Here is a 16249-nt window from a genome sequence, read left to right as displayed (position 1 = left end):
AACCGCAGGGCGAGGATGACGAAGGGTGAATAGATGAGTAACGGCGATGGCAAGGCGGATATCGACGTCGAAGCACTTGCCCGCCGCTATGCGGAAGAACGCGAAAAGCGCCTGCGCACCGATGCCGTGGGGCAGTATCAGTCGCTGAGAGGCAGATTTGCGTCCTTCGATGTCGACCCGAACGCGCCTTCCGACACCGAGCGCGAACCGGTCGAACGCAATGCCGACGTCGTGATAATTGGCGGCGGCTTCGGCGGACTGCTGACGGCCGTCCAGCTGCGCAAGCGCGGGGTCGAGAACATCGTCATCGTCGAAAAGGGCGCCGACTTCGGCGGGACCTGGTATTGGAACCGCTATCCCGGCATCCGCTGCGATGTCGAATCGTACATCTATCTGCCGCTGCTGGAAGAGACAGGGTACGTCCCGACCGAGAAGTACGCGAAGGGTGCAGAGATTCACGAACAGTGCCGCCTGATCGCGGACAAGTTCGATCTCTATCGCGACGCTCTGTTCCAGACCCTGGCCGAAACTCTGGTGTGGGACGACAGCGCCCGGCGGTGGATTCTGACGACCAACCGTGGCGATCGGGTGTCAACCCGCTTTACCGTGTCCGCCACCGGTCTCTACAGCAGCCCCAAGCTTCCCGGGATTCCGGGCATCGAGACATTCGAGGGGCCGAGCTTTCATACCAGCCGCTGGAACTATGACTTCACTGGTGGGGATGCTGACGGCAACCTGACAGGTTTGTCAGGGAAAACGGTCGGCATCATCGGGACGGGGTCGACAGGTATTCAGTGCGTCCCTCCCGTGGCTGAATCGGCGCGTCATCTCTATCTGTTCCAACGAACGCCCGCTTCAGTCGACGTGCGGGGGAACCGGCCCACCGACGTCGAATGGTTCCGCTCGCTGCCGCCTGGATGGCAGCGCGAGCGCATGCTCAACTTTACGCAGTGGACCTCGGGCCTGCCGCAAGTAACGGACATGGTCAGCGACAGCATGACCGATCTCTTCCGGGAAAAGACAACCTCGGCCGGGATCGCGATGACCCCTGAAGAGCGAGAAAAGGCCGAGATTCTCAAGATGGAACGGGTCCGTCGACGGATCGACGAGATTGTGGAAGGCAAAGCGACCGCCGAGGCACTCAAACCCTACTTCCACTACTTCTGCAAACGACCGGGATTCAGCGACCATTACCTGCAGGCATTCAATCAACCGAACGTGACGCTCGTCGATACCGCGGGGCAGGGTGTTGAAAGGGTGACCCGGCGCGGGCTGATCGTCGATGGGAAGGAATACGAGCTCGATTGCCTTATCTACGCGACCGGCTTTGATTTCATGACCAGCTACACGCGTGAATCCGGCCTCTCGATCGTCGGCCGCAACGGCCTTTCCCTCGATGAGCATTGGAGCAGCGGTGCACGAACGCTGTTCGGCATGCAAACGCGCGGCTTTCCGAACTTCTTCGTGCTCACGATCGTGCAGGCGGGAACGTCGATCAACTATCTCCATACCGCCGACGTCCAGTCGATCTATATGGCCGATCTCATCGCCCACTGCTTCGAGAAGGGCGCGCAGACGGTGGAGCCCACACAAGAAGCGGAAGACGAGTGGGTCGACCTGTGCATCAAGCTGTCCGCAGAGCGGCTAGCCTTCTTCGAGAAGTGCACACCAAGCTATTTCAACTTCGAGGGAGCAAGGCCGCGCGAGTTTGAATTGAACTCCCCGTTCGGGGGCGGCCCTCTCGCCTATTTCGAATACCTGGAGCGAATGTCTGAAGAGAAGTTCGCCCATCGCCTCGATTTCGGATGACAGCGGGGAGCGACCGGCCCGAAGTCGCACGGACCCGCCATCGGCAGTGACCGCGCCAGGCGCGGCCGCGAGCATCGATCGCGCGCTATCGTATCAAAAGACCGCCGTCGACCGGCAGCACGACTCCCGTGACATAAGTGGCTTCATCGCTGGCCAGGTAAACCGCTGCATACGCGATGTCCTCGGGTTGTCCCGCGCGGCCCAGGGGTACAAGGCGCGCCGCAGTTGCGATCGGGTCGCTGGCGGCGGCGTCCACCCCTTCCATGCGACCGAAGATCGGCGTGGCAATCACTCCGGGGGCGATCGCATTTACACGCACACCATCCTCAGCCGCTGCGCTCGCCTGCGCCGCCGAGCGCATCAATGCAATGACACCGGCCTTGCTGGCCGCGTAGGGCGCAAATACGGCGGAGCCGCGAATTCCCGTCACCGATGCAATAAGAGTGATCGATGCACCTTCGGCCTCGCGGAGCAGCGGCAGCATGTGTTTGATGGCCAGGAAAGCTCCGTCGAGATTTACCGCTTGCTGACGGCGCCAGCTGTCGAGCGACAAGTTCGTGAGGTCCCCGCCCACACCGATTCCGGCCGAATGGACCAGGGCGTCGAGACCACCGAACATGTCGGTCGTCCGAGCAGCCGCGGCGAGCCAATCCTGCTCCTCCGCGACGTCCAGCACCATGCTGGCTCGCATGCCCGCCTCGTCAGCTACGGCGGTCAATGCCACCCGATCGATATCGCTGCCGATCACACGGGCGCCCTGGGAAGCCATCTCCCGGGCGCAGGCCAGCCCGATGCCGCTTGCCGCGCCGGTAATCAGTACGCGCTTGTCGTTGAGCCGCATGATGCTCGACTATCGAATGCCAGCGTTTCTGGACAGGGCGAAATGTGGGCGCTCCTCCCTTGAGCCATCGTCAAGGCGCCGGCATCTGCGCGCGTGGGCTGGTTGGAGCGGGTAGCGGGAATCGAACCCGCATAACCAGCTTGGAAGGCTGGGGCTTTACCACTAAGCTATACCCGCTCGGTGCCGACCCGCTTGCCATCATCCGCGCGGATTCGTCAACATCGCGTTTTGCAGTTGCCGGCGCGGGACACGATCGCTTCGTCCCTTTCAAGCAAATCCCTTTTGCGCTTCGGCGCCGATCCGTTAGCCATTCGGCATTCCTTTTCCTTCGGCAGAGATCCCCTCAGAACACTGTTTGATGCAGCGCCTGACCCATCTTGAGCGGCTTGAAGCCGAGAGCATTCACATCATGCGCGAGGTTGCGGCCGAGGCGACCAAGCCGGTGATGTTGTATTCGGTGGGCAAGGACAGCGCGGTCATGCTGCACCTGGCCCGCAAGGCGTTCCATCCCTCGCCGCCGCCGTTTCCGCTGCTGCATGTGGATACGACCTGGAAGTTCCGCGACATGTACGCGCTGCGCGACCGGATGGCGGAGACCGCGGGGATGGAGCTGCTGGTGTGGCGCAACCCCGAGGCGCTGGAGCGCGGGATCAACCCGTTCGATCACGGACCGCTGCACACCGATATGTGGAAGACGCAAGGTCTGAAGCAGGCGCTCGACCACTACGGCTTCGACGCGGCCTTCGGCGGCGCGCGGCGCGACGAGGAGAAGAGCCGGGCGAAGGAGCGGATCTTCTCGTTCCGCACGGCGAGCCACGGGTGGGACCCGAAGAACCAGCGCCCCGAGCTGTGGAACCTCTACAACGCGAAGAAAGCCAAGGGCGAGAGCATCCGCGTGTTCCCGCTGTCGAACTGGACCGAGCTCGACATCTGGCAATACATCATGGCCGAGGGGATCGAGATCGTCCCGCTCTACCTCGCCGCGCCGCGCCCGACGGTGGAGCGCGACGGCCTGCTGCTGATGGTCGACGACGAACGCTTCCCGCTCGAGCCGGGCGAGGAGCCGGTCATGCGCTCGATCCGCTTCCGCACCCTGGGCTGCTATCCGCTGACCGGCGCGGTCGAGAGCGAGGCGACCACTTTAAGCGAAGTCGTGCAGGAGATGCTGCTGACCACCACCAGCGAACGCCAGGGCCGCGCGATCGACAAGGACGAGGGCGGCGCCGGCATGGAGAAGAAGAAGCAGGAGGGGTACTTTTGACCCGCCACGGAATGCGAAGCGTTCCGCAGGGTCAACCCCGGACTCGATCCGGGGTCTCGTGCCGCCTGGTCGCCCCTACACTGCACGCGATCCCAGCGTTCGCTGGGATGACGGATTAAATCATGAACGACACCGCCACCCAACCCGCCTACCGGGTCGACAGCCTCATCGCCGAGGACATCGACGCCTATCTCGAGCAGCACCAGAACAAGGGGCTGCTGCGGTTCATCACCTGCGGCAGCGTGGACGACGGCAAGTCGACCCTGATCGGACGGCTGCTTTACGATTCGAAGATGATCTTCGAGGACCAGCTCGCCAGCCTCGAGTCGGACTCGAAGAGGGTCGGCACCCAGGGACAGGAGCTCGACTTCGCGCTGCTGGTCGACGGCCTCGCCGCCGAGCGCGAGCAGGGCATCACGATCGACGTCGCCTACCGCTTTTTCGCGACGGAGAAGCGCAAGTTCATCGTCGCCGACACCCCGGGGCACGAGCAGTATACGCGCAACATGGTGACCGGCGCCTCGACCGCCGATCTCGCGGTGATCCTGGTCGATGCGCGCAAGGGCGTGCTGGTCCAGACCCGGCGCCATTCGTATCTCGCGCACCTGATCGGCATCCGCCACCTGGTGCTGGCGGTGAACAAGATGGACCTGGTGGACTACGACCGGGAGACCTTCGACAGGATCGTCGCCGACTACCGCGCCTTTGCCGAGGAGATCGGCATCGAGGAGTTCACCGCGATCCCGATCTCGGGCTTCAAGGGCGACAACATCACGGCCGCCCCCTCGCCCAATACTCCGTGGTACGAAGGGCCGAGCCTGGTCGAGCATCTCGAGACGGTCGAGGTCGCGGGCACGGCGGCGCAGGCGCGCAGCTTCCGCATGCCGGTGCAGTGGGTCAACCGCCCCAACCTCGACTTCCGCGGCTTCTCCGGGCTGATCGCCAGCGGCAAGGTGAAGCCGGGCGACACGGTCCGCATGGTGCCCTCGGGCAAGACGAGCACGATCAAGTCGGTTGTGACCTTCGATGGCGAGCTCGATGAAGCGGTCGCCGGCCAGTCGGTGACCTTGACGCTCGCAGACGAGATCGACTGCTCGCGCGGCGACGTGATCGCCGCGGCCGACGATCCGCCGCAAGCCTCCGACCAATTCGAGTCGACGATCGTGTGGATGAGCGACGAGCCACTCAAGCCGGGACGCGGTTATTGGCTCAAGCTGGCTACCCAGACGGTGACGGCGACGGTGCAGGAGCCGAAGTACGAGATCAACGTCAATACGATGGAGCATCTTGCGGCGAAGACGCTCGGCCTCAACGCCATCGGCGTCGCCGAGCTGCGCACCGAGCGGCCGATCGTGTTCGAGCCCTATGCCGACAGCCGAGTGCTCGGCGGGTTCATCCTGATCGACAAGATGACCAATGCGACCGTGGGCGCCGGCATGCTGCACTTCAGCTTGCGGCGTGCCGAGAACGTCCACTGGCAGCCGACCACGATCACCCGCGAGGAGCACGCAGGCCTGAAGAACCAGCGCCCGCGCGTACTCTGGTTCACCGGCCTGTCCGGATCGGGCAAGTCGACCATCGCCAATGCGGTCGAGCAGAAGCTCAACCTGATGAACCGGCACACTTTCCTGCTCGACGGCGACAACGTGCGCCACGGGCTCAACCGCGACCTGGGCTTCACCGAGGCCGACCGGATCGAGAACATCCGCCGCGTGGGCGAGGTCGCCCGGCTGATGACCGATGCCGGCCTGATCGTCCTCACCGCCTTCATCAGCCCGTTCCGGGCCGAGCGGCGCATGGTGCGCGAGATGATGGAGGACGGCGAGTTCGTCGAGATCTTCGTCGACACCCCGCTCGACGTCGCCGAAGCGCGCGACGTGAAGGGTCTCTACAAGAAGGCACGCGAGGGCACGCTGAAGAACTTCACGGGGATCGACAGCCCCTACGAGGAACCGGAGAACGCGGAGATCCGTGTCAACACCGTCGACATGACGGTCGAGGAAGCCGCCGACTACATCGTCTCCAGGATCCTCCCCCTGAAGTGATCGAGGGCGCAATGACCATGACCGACGCCGAACTCGCAGCGCGGATCGCGGCTGCCGCCGGACGCATTCTGATCGAGATACGCGAGAGCGGGCTGCTCGAAGGCAAGGCGCTCGGCAGTGCGGGCGACGAGGTCTCGAACCGGTTCCTGCTCCACGCGCTGAGGGCCCAGCGGCCGGACGACGGCGTCTTGTCGGAGGAAAGCCGCGACACGCTGCTCCGGCGCGAGAAGTCGCGGGTCTGGATCGTCGACCCGGTCGACGGGACCCGCGAGTACGGAGAAGAGCGTGACGACTGGGCGGTCCATGTCGGGCTCGCCATCGACGGGGAGGCCAAGGTCGGCGCGGTCGCGCTGCCCGGCCTGAACGGCGGCGTGGTGCTGCGCAGCGACCGGACCGCCGCGCTGCCCGAACCCGCCGCCACGCCGCGCCTCGTGGTCAGCCGCACCCGCCCTGCCAAAGAAGCGCTCGCCGTGGCCGACGCGATCGGCGGCGAGCTCATCGCAATGGGCTCCGCCGGTGCCAAGGCCATGGCCGTGGTCCGCGGCCAGGCCGAGATCTACCTCCACTCGGGCGGACAGTACCAGTGGGACAACTGCGCACCTGTCGCGGTCGCCGCTGCCCACGGCCTCCATTGCTCGCGCATCGACGGCAGCCCCCTCATCTACAACGAACCCGATACCGAACTCCCGGACCTCCTCATCTGCCGTCCGGAATACGCCGAACGCGTGCTCGAGGAGGTACGCCGGATCGGCTGAAGGGTCCGCTAGTCGGTTTGCGGCGTTGCGTGGGCCTGGTCGTTGCTACCCCCTGCCGACTCCTCCTCGGTAGCGCCCGCGTTAGCCGGCAACGCGATCGAGACATCGACGCGCCGGTTGGCCGCACGGCCTGCCTCATCCGGGGTGCCGTCGGGTTTGGCGTTGGGCGCGATCGGGCGCTGCTCGCCGATGGCGACCACGGTGATGCGCTCCTCGTCCACGCCATGCTCGACCAGCCAGTCGCGCACCATTTCCGCCCGCTGCCGCGAGACGCGCAGATTGGCCTCGTCGTCCCCGGTCGAATCGGTATGGCCGCGCAGGACGATGGCGCCACCCTCCGCCACTTGTGGCGCCTCGAGGATTGCCTCGAGGTCCTCCAGCGCCGCCTGGGAGAACCCATCGCCCGGCTCCGCGAAGGAGACGCTCGCCTCCAGCGGCTCCAGTTCGGGCTCGGGACGATCGATCTCGACATCTGGCCGAATGATGGAGGCCTGCGTCGGTGGCGTCTCGGGGGTCGGCTCGGGCGAAGCGGGCGGTTCGCCCCCATCGCAGCTCGCCAACGCCAGCGCAATCGCCGCCGCCGCCAGCCGCTTCATCGTCTCGGTTCTCGTCGTCATGCTGTTTGCGTCCCCCGCTCGTTGTCCCTGGCTCGTTCATCCGCCGTCCGGCTCTTCGGCGGAGTGAAAGAGACGACGGTGTCGCCCGGCCGCGGCTCTGGACGCGAAGCGTGGGTGAAGAACCGCAGCGTGCCGTCCTTCCGCAGCAGGAGCAGAAGATGGCCCGATTCGGGCAGAAGCTCGCGCGCGTCCTCGAACTTGAACTCGTCCGACAACCTGGTCTTGCGGAAGATCCAGCCTTGCGCCTGCCGCTCGTTCACGTCGGCGACGCCGAAGCCGGATTCGAACAGTGCGCGGCCGCGGAGGGACGGGGGAATCGCGTGGCGATCGTCGTCGCTCGCCGCCTCGCCGAGCTGGTACACGGTGTCGCGGCCGATCTCGTAAGCGAACTCGTTGCACACGAGCGTGTTGTAGGCCTCGTTCTCGGTCGCGGCGACCAGCACCTGGAAAGGCGTGAGGTCCAGGTTGTGTTCGGTCGCTTCGTTGAGGATCTCGCCGTGATAGTACGGCAAACCCGCCCGCCGTGCGGGGGCGAGCCGCTGCCAACTCGAATCCACGATCATCACCGGCGTCTTGAGCGAGTGCATTTCCTGCGCGAGCGCGATCGTCCAGGGCGTGCTGCCGACGATCAGCAGCCCGGGCCGCGAGGTGCCCTTCACTCCCAGCCAGCGCGCGACGAGATCGACGGTAAAGCCATGCGCAACGATCGTCGCCACCACCACCGCGAAGCTGAGGCCGATCAGAACCTCTCCGTCGGCATAGCCGAGTTCCGAAAGGCGCAGGGCGAACAGACCGGAGACGGCGACCATCACGATTCCCCGCGGCGCAATCCAGGCAAGGAACAGCCGCTCGTTCCACGGGACCGAGCTGAACAGAAGACTGGTGAGGATCGTCAGCGGCCGAACGAGAAACAGCAGCGCGAGCAGGAACAGGCCGAAGCGCCAGTTGAAATAGCTCAGCTCTTCGAAGTCCAGCGAGGCGGACAGTACGATGAAGATGCCCGAGACGAGAATGAGCGCGATGTTCTCCTTGAAATGGTGAATCGAGCGCAGGCTGGTCACGTTCATGTTGGCAAGCGCCACGCCCATCACCGTGACCGCCATCAGCCCCGCTTCGTGCTCGATCGCGTTCGACAGCACGAACACGCCGACGACCAGCGTCAGAAGCACCGGCGCCTTCAGATATTCTGGGATCACGCCGCGCGGGAAGGACCACGCGACCAGGCGCGCGGCGGCATAGCCTATCCCGCCGGCCAGAAGCACCGCGATGATCATCGGCGGCACGATCTCGATCACGGTCGCGTCGGGAGTTTCCGCCGTCAGGCGGAAATACTCGTAAGCGATGACCGCGCACAATGCGCCGATCGGGTCGTTGACGATCGCTTCCCATTTCAATGTCGCGGCGGGTCTGGGCTGGATCGTCGCCTGGCGCAGTAGCGGCAGCACCACCGTGGGGCCGGTCACAACGAGAATGCCGCCGAACAGGATCGCAACCGGCCAGACGAGCCCCGCCACATAGTATCCCGCCAGGCTGCCGAGCAGCCATCCGATCGGCACGCCGAACAGCACCAGTCGCCAAACGCCGTCGCCGGCGTGGCGCAGTTCACGCAAGTCGAGGTTGAGGCCGCCTTCGAACAGGATCAGCGCTACGCCGATCGCCACCATCGGTTCGAGCAGTTCGCCGAATGCCGTCTCCGGATCGAACAGGCCGAAAACGGGCCCGGCGAGGAAGCCCGCGGCAAGCATCAGCACGATCGCCGGCCAGCCGGTCCGCCAGGCGAGCCACTGCGCCCCGATCCCAAGCACGCCAACCAGCGCGATGACGAATGCCTGCTCTTCCATTACCCCCCGGAATGATCGTGTTGGGCCGTTCTTCGCATCGAAACAATGCCCCAACGCGCCTTTCTATCCCGCTATTCGCCGGCGAAGTCCATCAGCGCCTCGACCGCAACGCCTGCCGCACGCAGCCTGTTCGCGCCGCCGAGGTCGTGCAAGTCGATCGCAAACAAGGCGTGATCGACCCGAGCGCCCGCCTTGCGCAGCAGCTCCACCGCCGCGAGCGCAGTGCCGCCGGTGGCGATCAGATCGTCGATGACGACGACGTTCCGGCCCGGCGCAATGGCGTCCGGATCCATCTCGAGCCTGTCGCTGCCGTATTCAAGCGCATAGTCGATGCCGATCGTCGCGACGGGCAGCTTGCCGCGCTTGCGAATCGGCACGAACCCGACACCGAGCCGCACCGCGACCGCGGCGCCGAAAATAAAGCCGCGCGCTTCCATGCCCGCGACAGCCTCGGCGCCGGCGGCCTGCGCCCAGCCCGCCAGATGCTCGACCGCGGCGGCGAAGCCCTCGCCATGCGCGATCAGCGTAGTGATATCGCGGAACTGGACCCCCTGGGCGGGGAAGTCGGGCACCGTGCGAACCAGCGCCTTGAGATCGTCGGGGCTCATCCGGTCCTCCCGAAATGAAAGCGCCCCTCGCATCGCCGGGATGGAGGGGCGCAATCGCGTTTGGCGGGCCGGGAGATCAGTCGTCCTTGCGGCCGGGCGTCGCGTTCGACCAGACCTGCTTCTTCGCAAGGAACGCGAGGATGGTCGCGAAGATCAGGAAGCCGAGCACCGGCCAGCCGGTCTGGCGCCGCTCGACCATCTTGGGTTCGGCGGTCCAGGTCAGGAAGGCGGCCACGTCGGCAGACATCTGGCGAATGGTCGGCGCCGGATTGCCTTCGGCGTAGCTCACCTGCCCGTCCGTAGTGAGCGGCGGCGCCATCGCCAGATTGAGGTTCGGGAAATAGCGATTGAAGTAGAGGCCGGTCGGCGTCTCGAACTCAGGGAACTCCTGCTCCAGCTCGGCCGGGATCGGGCCGTACCCCGTCAACAGCGAGTAGACGTATTCCGGCCCGTGGTGGCGCGCCTTGGTCATCAGCGAGAGATCGGGCGGAATCGCGTTGTTGTTTGCCGCAGCGGCCGCGACCGCGTTCGGATAGGGCGACGGGAAGTAGTCGGTCGGCAGGCCCGGACGGAACGTCGCCTCGCCCGTGTTAGGGTCGATGCCGGGCACCTGGTAGCTCGCCGCTTCCGCCTTGATCTGCCCCTCGTCGTAGCCGAGCCCCGCGAGATCGCGGAAGGCGACGTACTTGAGGCTGTGGCAGGCGGCGCAGACTTCCTTGTAGACCTGGTAGCCGCGCTGCAGCTGCGCCACGTCCCAGGTGCCGAAGGGGCCATCGTGCGCGAAGCCGCCCTCCGGACCGTGCGGTGCGAGGTGGAACTCGTACTCCGCAGCGGGCTGCACCTCTTCGGTCGCCCAGGTGTAGGCGCCGGTGACGAAGGACAGCAGCACGACGATGCTGAAGCCGAGACCGACGAGGATTGCGATAGGCCGGATCATTGCGTTTCTCTTTCTCTCGTCCTCAGGTCGCGGGCGTCGTGTTCTCGCCGAGCACGGCTTTCTTGTCGGACCCCAGCACCGCTTCGGTGATCGAATAGGGCAGCGGCTCGGGCTTCTCGAACGAGGAGACCAGAGGCAGGATCACCAGGAAGTGGAGGAAATAGTAGGCCGTCGCGATCTGGCTGAGCATCACGTAGGGCTCTTCGGCCGGCGCGCCGCCGCAGTAGAACAGCACCGCCATTGCCGGGATCAGACCGAACCCGAAGAACTTGCGGAACAGCGGGCGATAGTGGCCGCTGCGCACCGGCGAACGGTCGAGCCAGGGCAGGAAGAACCAGATCAGGATTGCCGCGAACATCGCCAGCACGCCCCACAGCTTGGCCGGCAGGATGAAGTCCATCGTGAAGGCCCGCAGGATCGCGTAGAACGGCCAGAAATACCATTCGGGCACGATGTGCGCCGGGGTCGAGAGCGGGTTCGCCTCGATGTAGTTGTCGGGGTGGCCGAGATAGTTCGGCAGGAAGAACACCATCGCCGCGAACAGGATCAGGATCACGCCCAGCCCGAAGCCGTCCTTCGCCGTGTAGTACGGGTGGAAGGGAACGGTGTCGCTCTCGCTCTTCACCTCGACGCCGGTCGGGTTAGACGAGCCCGGGATGTGGAGCGCCCAGATATGCAGGATCACGACGCCTGCGATCACGAAGGGCAGGAGGAAGTGCAGCGAGAAGAAGCGGTTGAGCGCTGCGTCATCCGGCGCGTAGCCGCCCAGGAGCCAGACCTGCAGCGGCTCGCCGACCACCGGGATCGCGCCGAACAGGCCGGTGATGACCTTGGCGCCCCAGAAGCTCATCTGGCCCCACGGCAGGACGTAACCCATGAACGCGGTCGCCATCATCAGCAGGAAGAGCACCACGCCCAGCAGCCACACCATCTCGCGCGGCGCCTTGTACGAGGAGTAATAGAACCCGCGGAAGATGTGCAGGTAGATGACGATGAAGAAGAAGCTGGCGCCGTTGGCGTGGGCATAGCGCATCAGCCAGCCCCAGTTCACGTCGCGCATGATGTGCTCGACTTTGCCGAAGGCGACGGTCGCGTCGGCCGCATAGTGCATCGCCAGCACAACGCCGGTGACGATCTGCAGCACGAGGAAAAACCCGGCGAGAACGCCGAAATTCCACATGTAGTTGAGATTGCGCGGCACCGGATAGCCGGCGCCCACCGCGTTGTAGACGAGCCGCGGCAGGGGCAGCTTCTCGTCGAGGAATTTCATGACCGGATTGGCCGGGGTATATTCCTTGGCCCAGGGGAAGCTCATGTTCTGTCTCTCGCTCCTCAGCCGACTCTGATCACGGTGTCGGAAGTGAACTCGTATTCCGGCACTTCGAGGTTCGTCGGCGCCGGGCCTTTGCGGATGCGCGCGGCCGTGTCGTAGTGCGAACCATGGCACGGGCAGAAGTAGCCGCCGAACTCGCCCTTGTTCTCACCTTCGGCGGCGCCCAGCGGCACACAGCCGAGGTGGGTGCAGACGCCCATCGTGACGAGCAGGTCCTGATGCCCCTCCTTGGTCCGCTCGGCGAGCGTCTGCGGATCGCGCAGCGACGAGACGCTGACCGCGTTCGCCTCCGCGATTTCCTTTTCCGTCAGGCGGCGGACGAACAGCGGCTGCTTGCGGAAGACGGCCTTGATCGCCTGGCCCGGCTCGATCGCGGACACGTCGACTTCGGTGCTGCTTTCGGCAAGAACGTCGGCCGAGGGCGCCATCTGGCTGATCAGCGGATAGAGCACCGCCACCCCGCCGAAACCCGCGGCGCTGACCGCCGCGATGTTGATGAAGTCGCGCCGGCGGACCCCGTCATCGCCGTGTACGGCGACTGTATCGGGTGTCGCGGCGCCAGTCGTATCAGCCATTAGCCCTGCCTTGATTCAGACGTGTCTTGCCCGGACCCGACCCCGCTGCCGTTGGGGAGAATCCCCAAGCGGCCGCAACCTGCGCAAGAGCAGGCGAGGCCCCCTGCGGTGCCGGTTTGCGGGGCCTGTAGACTCGAAAGCCAGCGCTGCCAACCGCCTTTTTGGAAATGGGGAATGGCGTCAGCGTGCCATCCCCACGAGCGAGATCAGCCGGCCGTAAGTGGCCTCGCTCCGGTGCGTTGCACGGCGATAGGAGTAGAAGCGCGCAGCGTCGGCATAGGTATCGAGGCCGAGCGCCTCGGCCGCGGCGACTCCCGCCGATTGCAACCGCATTGCGACATAGCCGGGGAGGTCGAACTGCCAGCGTCCGGCGCTTCCCGGGACGAAAAAACGGGCATCCTCTTCGCGAAACTGCGCGCGAAAATCCCGATCGACCTCATAGCTCGGCTGCGCGATGCAGGGCCCGATCGCCGCCGCGATCCGCGCCCGTTCGGCGCCCAGGGCCACCATGGCCTCGACCGTGTTCTCCAGTACGCCGCCATGCGCCCCGCGCCAGCCCGCATGGGCGGCACCAACCACCCCGGTGTCGCGGTCGGCGAGCAGCACCGGAGCGCAGTCCGCGGTGACGATGCCGAGCAGGATTCCGGGCTGCCGCGTGACGAGCGCGTCGGCGCGAGGACGCTCGTCGTCGCCCCAGGGTTCCTCGACCACCACGACGTCGGACGAATGGATCTGGTGAACGCCTACGAGGACAGCGCCGGGCAGGACCGCCTCGCTCGCCAGCCGCCGATTCTCGCGGACCGCTCGCGGGTCGTCGTCGGCCCCGAAGCCGCATTGCAGCCCGCCGGCCGCACCGCTCGAAACGCCGCCCGACCGGGTCAGGAACCCGTGCGGCACTGCCTCGAGCAGGGGAGATCGAAGCGCCTCAACCAAGCGACCGCGTGACCTGTTCGCGCGTATCACGCGAGAGCCCCGTCGCAGCGGCGATCCGCTCGAGCTCACCGCGCATCAGTGCCGCGCGACCCGGTTCCATGCGTCGCCAGCGGCCGAGCGGCGACACGAAGCGCGCTGCGGTCTGCGAATTGATCGGGTCCAATTCGAGGATCATGTCCGCGATCATGCGGTAGCCTTCCCCGCTCGCCGCATGGAACGCGTGCGGATTGCCCGCGAAGGCCATGTAGAGCGCGCGCACGCGGTTGGGATTGCGCAGCGTGAAGTCTTCGTGCTGGCGCAGCGCCTTGACGTGCTCGATTGCGTCGGGATGGAGCGACATGGCCTGAAGGCTGAACCACTTGTCGATCACCAGCGGGTTCTCGCGGTAGCGGCGATAGAAATCGATCAGCCGGTCGGTCCGCGCGGCGCTGGGGAAGCCGGCGAGAACCATGAGCGCCCCCTGCCGGTCGGTCATGTTGTCGGCCGCGTCGTACTGGCCCGCCGCGAGATCCGCCGTCCGCTCCGGATCGCCCGCGGCAAGGAGCGATAGCGCCAGCGTCTTCACCTTGCGTGCGCCGCGAGCGGCCCTGTCGAGGCTGTAAGGCACGCTACTCGCCCGCGCGTGGATGTCGCGCAGCTCGCGTCCCAGCTCGCCTGCCAGCCACGCCTTGAGGCTCTCGCGCTCGGCATGGATGCGGCCGGGATCGGCGATCAGCATCTGTTCGGCGAGGTAGGTCTCGCCCGGCAGCACCATCAGCTCCCCGCGCATGAGGTCGTCGAGCCCCGGATCGACCAGGATCGCCGTCAGCGCCTCGCGGATCGCCGCACGGCCCTCGCTCCGCTCGTTCTCGTCCAACCCTTCGCCGGCAGCCGCCACCAGATGACCGACGACGAGCTCCTGCATCGCTTCCGACCGCGCGAAGGCGTCGTCATCGCGCGCGGCGAGGAACACGAGATCCTCGCGCGGAACGTGCCGCTCGATCGAAACCGGCGCGGAGAAACTGCGGTTGATCGAAAGCACCGGCGGCTGCGCGAAGCCCTCGAAGGCAATGGTCTTCTCGGCCCCGTCGAGCATGACGAGCTGCTCGCCCCGGTGCGTGCCGGTCTCGCGGTCGAACAGCGCGAGCTTGAGCGGGACCGGCATCGGGTGCTTGGCGGGCTGGCCCGGCGTAGGCGGCACCTGCTGACGCAGCGTGAGCGTCGCGACCTCGCCCTCATGCGACAGGTCGGCGCTCACCTTGGGCGTGCCCGCCTGCGAATACCACAGGCGGAACTTGGTGAGATCGAGCCCCGCGCCGTCCTCCATCGCCCTGACGAAATCCTCGCAGGTGGCCGCCTCGCCGTCGTGGCGTTCGAAATAGAGATCGGTGCCCTGCCGGAATGCCGCAGGGCCGGCCATGGTCCGCATCATGCGGATCACCTCGGCGCCCTTGTTGTAGATCGTCGCGGTGTAGAAATTGGAGATCTCGCGGAAGCTGTCCGGCCGGATCGGATGCGCCAGCGGCCCCGAATCCTCGGGGAACTGGACCGAGCGGAGCACGCGCACGTCCTCGATCCGCTTGACCGCCTCGCCCTGCATGTCCTGGCTGAAGAGCTGGTCGCGCAGGACGGTGAACCCCTCCTTGAGCGAGAGCTGGAACCAGTCGCGACAGGTCACCCGGTTGCCCGACCAGTTGTGGAAGTATTCGTGCGCGATCACCCCCTCGATCGCATCGAAATCGCCGTCGGTCGCGGTTTCGGGGTCGGCCAGCACGTACTTCGTGTTGAAGACGTTGAGGCCCTTGTTTTCCATCGCGCCCATGTTGAAATCGCCGACCGCGACGATGTTGAACAGGTCGAGGTCGTATTCGCGGCCGAACACCTCCTCGTCCCACTTCATCGACTTCTTGAGCGATTCCATCGCGTGGCCGGTTCGCGGCAGGTCCTCGGCGCGAACCCAGACGTTGAGTGCCACCTCGCGCCCGCTCATCGTAGTGAAGCTGTCCGAACGGGCGACGAGATCGCCCGCGACGAGGGCGAAGAGATAGCTCGGCTTGGGCCAGGGATCGTGCCACTCGGCCCAGTGCCGGCCGCCCTCGCCCTCGCCTTCGGCGATCTTGTTGCCGTTCGACAGGAGGATGGGGAACTGCGCCTTCGGCCCTTCCATGCGCACGCGGTAGATCGAGAGCACGTCCGGCCGGTCGGGGAAGAACGTGATACGGCGGAAACCCTCCGCCTCGCACTGCGTGCAGAGCATGCCGTTCGAGGCATAGAGGCCCATGAGCTGCGAGTTGGCGGACGGGTCGATCTCGGTAACGATCGCGACCTCGTGCGCCTCGCCCGGCAGGGGGAGCATCAGGTCGCCGCCGTCCATGGTCCAGTCGTTCACGAGCTCGCCGTCGACCGCGACCGAGAGCGGCTGCAGCCCGTCGCCGTTGAGGCGGATGACCTGGGATGTGTCGGCACGCGCATTGCGCGCGACGGTGAGCGTCGCGGTCACCTTCGTCGCCTCGAGCCCGAGATCGAAATCGAGCGCGATTTCGGGCACCAGCCATGGGAATGGCCGGTAATCCTCGCGCCGGATCAGCGGCGGCTCCTTCGGCTCGGGCGCGGCGTCGGCGAGCTGCGGATTTCCGTCGGGCGTGGAGGGCGTGCGTGCGATGTCCATGGCGATCCTCCTAGGCGGTTTCGCTGCGAACGTCATCGGGTAGAACG

13 protein-coding genes and 1 tRNA gene are annotated in these 16249 nt (G+C 65.8%); 4 read left to right on the top strand and 10 right to left on the bottom strand.

The window, feature by feature from the left end:
* Window positions 1-126 precede the first annotated feature (126 nt).
* A complete protein-coding gene (locus ETX26_RS13210) occupies window positions 127-1809 on the top strand; it encodes a flavin-containing monooxygenase (RefSeq protein ID WP_225425779.1) in 1683 nt (560 codons plus the stop codon).
* Window positions 1810-1894: 85 nt separating this feature from the next.
* Here ETX26_RS13210 and ETX26_RS13205 read toward each other — a convergent pair whose 3' ends face one another.
* Window positions 1895-2650, bottom strand: a complete 756-nt coding sequence (locus ETX26_RS13205) for an SDR family NAD(P)-dependent oxidoreductase (protein WP_129525114.1) — start codon at window positions 2648-2650, stop codon at window positions 1895-1897.
* Window positions 2651-2753: 103 nt separating this feature from the next.
* Window positions 2754-2827 (bottom strand) — tRNA-Gly (locus ETX26_RS13200).
* A gap of 181 nt (window positions 2828-3008) precedes the next feature.
* Between ETX26_RS13200 and cysD the strand changes: the two genes are divergently transcribed.
* The 3 genes from cysD to ETX26_RS13185 all read left to right on the top strand — a co-directional run bounded on the left by cysD (window position 3009) and on the right by ETX26_RS13185 (window position 6711).
* Window positions 3009-3911 carry a sulfate adenylyltransferase subunit CysD gene (gene cysD / locus ETX26_RS13195; RefSeq protein ID WP_129525113.1) on the top strand — a complete coding sequence of 301 codons (903 nt, stop codon included), beginning with the start codon at window positions 3009-3011 and terminating at the stop codon, window positions 3909-3911.
* Window positions 3912-4033: 122 nt separating this feature from the next.
* On the top strand, window positions 4034-5956 hold the full coding sequence (gene cysN, locus ETX26_RS13190) for a sulfate adenylyltransferase subunit CysN (RefSeq protein ID WP_129525112.1): 1923 nt from the start codon (window positions 4034-4036) through the stop codon (window positions 5954-5956).
* 11 nt (window positions 5957-5967) lie between these two features.
* Window positions 5968-6711 carry a 3'(2'),5'-bisphosphate nucleotidase CysQ gene (locus ETX26_RS13185; RefSeq protein ID WP_225425778.1) on the top strand — a complete coding sequence of 248 codons (744 nt, stop codon included), beginning with the start codon at window positions 5968-5970 and terminating at the stop codon, window positions 6709-6711.
* A gap of 8 nt (window positions 6712-6719) precedes the next feature.
* Here the strand turns inward: ETX26_RS13185 and ETX26_RS13180 are convergent, their stop codons facing one another.
* From ETX26_RS13180 to pepN, 8 genes are all read right to left on the bottom strand, one after another.
* The gene (locus ETX26_RS13180) at window positions 6720-7328 is read right to left on the bottom strand and encodes an OmpA family protein (protein ID WP_129525110.1); all 609 of its coding nucleotides are present in this window, start codon (window positions 7326-7328) and stop codon (window positions 6720-6722) included.
* Window positions 7325-9169, bottom strand: coding sequence for a cation:proton antiporter (locus ETX26_RS13175; RefSeq protein ID WP_129525109.1), 1845 nt, complete (start codon window positions 9167-9169; stop codon window positions 7325-7327). Before ETX26_RS13175 ends, ETX26_RS13180 begins: the two co-directional genes overlap by 4 nt.
* A gap of 71 nt (window positions 9170-9240) precedes the next feature.
* Window positions 9241-9777, bottom strand: a complete 537-nt coding sequence (locus ETX26_RS13170) for an adenine phosphoribosyltransferase (RefSeq protein ID WP_129525108.1) — start codon at window positions 9775-9777, stop codon at window positions 9241-9243.
* 76 nt (window positions 9778-9853) lie between these two features.
* The gene (locus ETX26_RS13165; protein WP_129525107.1) at window positions 9854-10714 is read right to left on the bottom strand and encodes a cytochrome c1; all 861 of its coding nucleotides are present in this window, start codon (window positions 10712-10714) and stop codon (window positions 9854-9856) included.
* Window positions 10715-10736: 22 nt separating this feature from the next.
* Window positions 10737-12029, bottom strand: coding sequence for a cytochrome b (locus tag ETX26_RS13160; RefSeq protein ID WP_129525106.1), 1293 nt, complete (start codon window positions 12027-12029; stop codon window positions 10737-10739).
* A 17-nt stretch (window positions 12030-12046) separates the two neighbouring features.
* Window positions 12047-12622 carry a ubiquinol-cytochrome c reductase iron-sulfur subunit gene (petA, locus tag ETX26_RS13155; RefSeq protein WP_129525105.1) on the bottom strand — a complete coding sequence of 192 codons (576 nt, stop codon included), beginning with the start codon at window positions 12620-12622 and terminating at the stop codon, window positions 12047-12049.
* Between the two features lie 180 nt (window positions 12623-12802).
* Window positions 12803-13555: a peptidoglycan editing factor PgeF gene (gene pgeF / locus ETX26_RS13150; protein ID WP_129525104.1), complete on the bottom strand. Its 753-nt coding sequence runs from the start codon at window positions 13553-13555 to the stop codon at window positions 12803-12805.
* Complete coding sequence (gene pepN / locus ETX26_RS13145) at window positions 13548-16202, bottom strand: aminopeptidase N (protein WP_129525103.1); 2655 nt, start codon at window positions 16200-16202, stop codon at window positions 13548-13550. The genes pgeF and pepN overlap by 8 nt, the downstream gene beginning before the upstream one ends.
* Window positions 16203-16249 lie beyond the last annotated feature (47 nt).

It is taken from the genome of Pelagerythrobacter rhizovicinus (assembly GCF_004135625.1).
Taxonomy (GTDB): Bacteria; Pseudomonadota; Alphaproteobacteria; order Sphingomonadales; family Sphingomonadaceae; genus Pelagerythrobacter; species Pelagerythrobacter rhizovicinus.
This window is presented reverse-complemented; position numbering and strand designations above follow the sequence as displayed.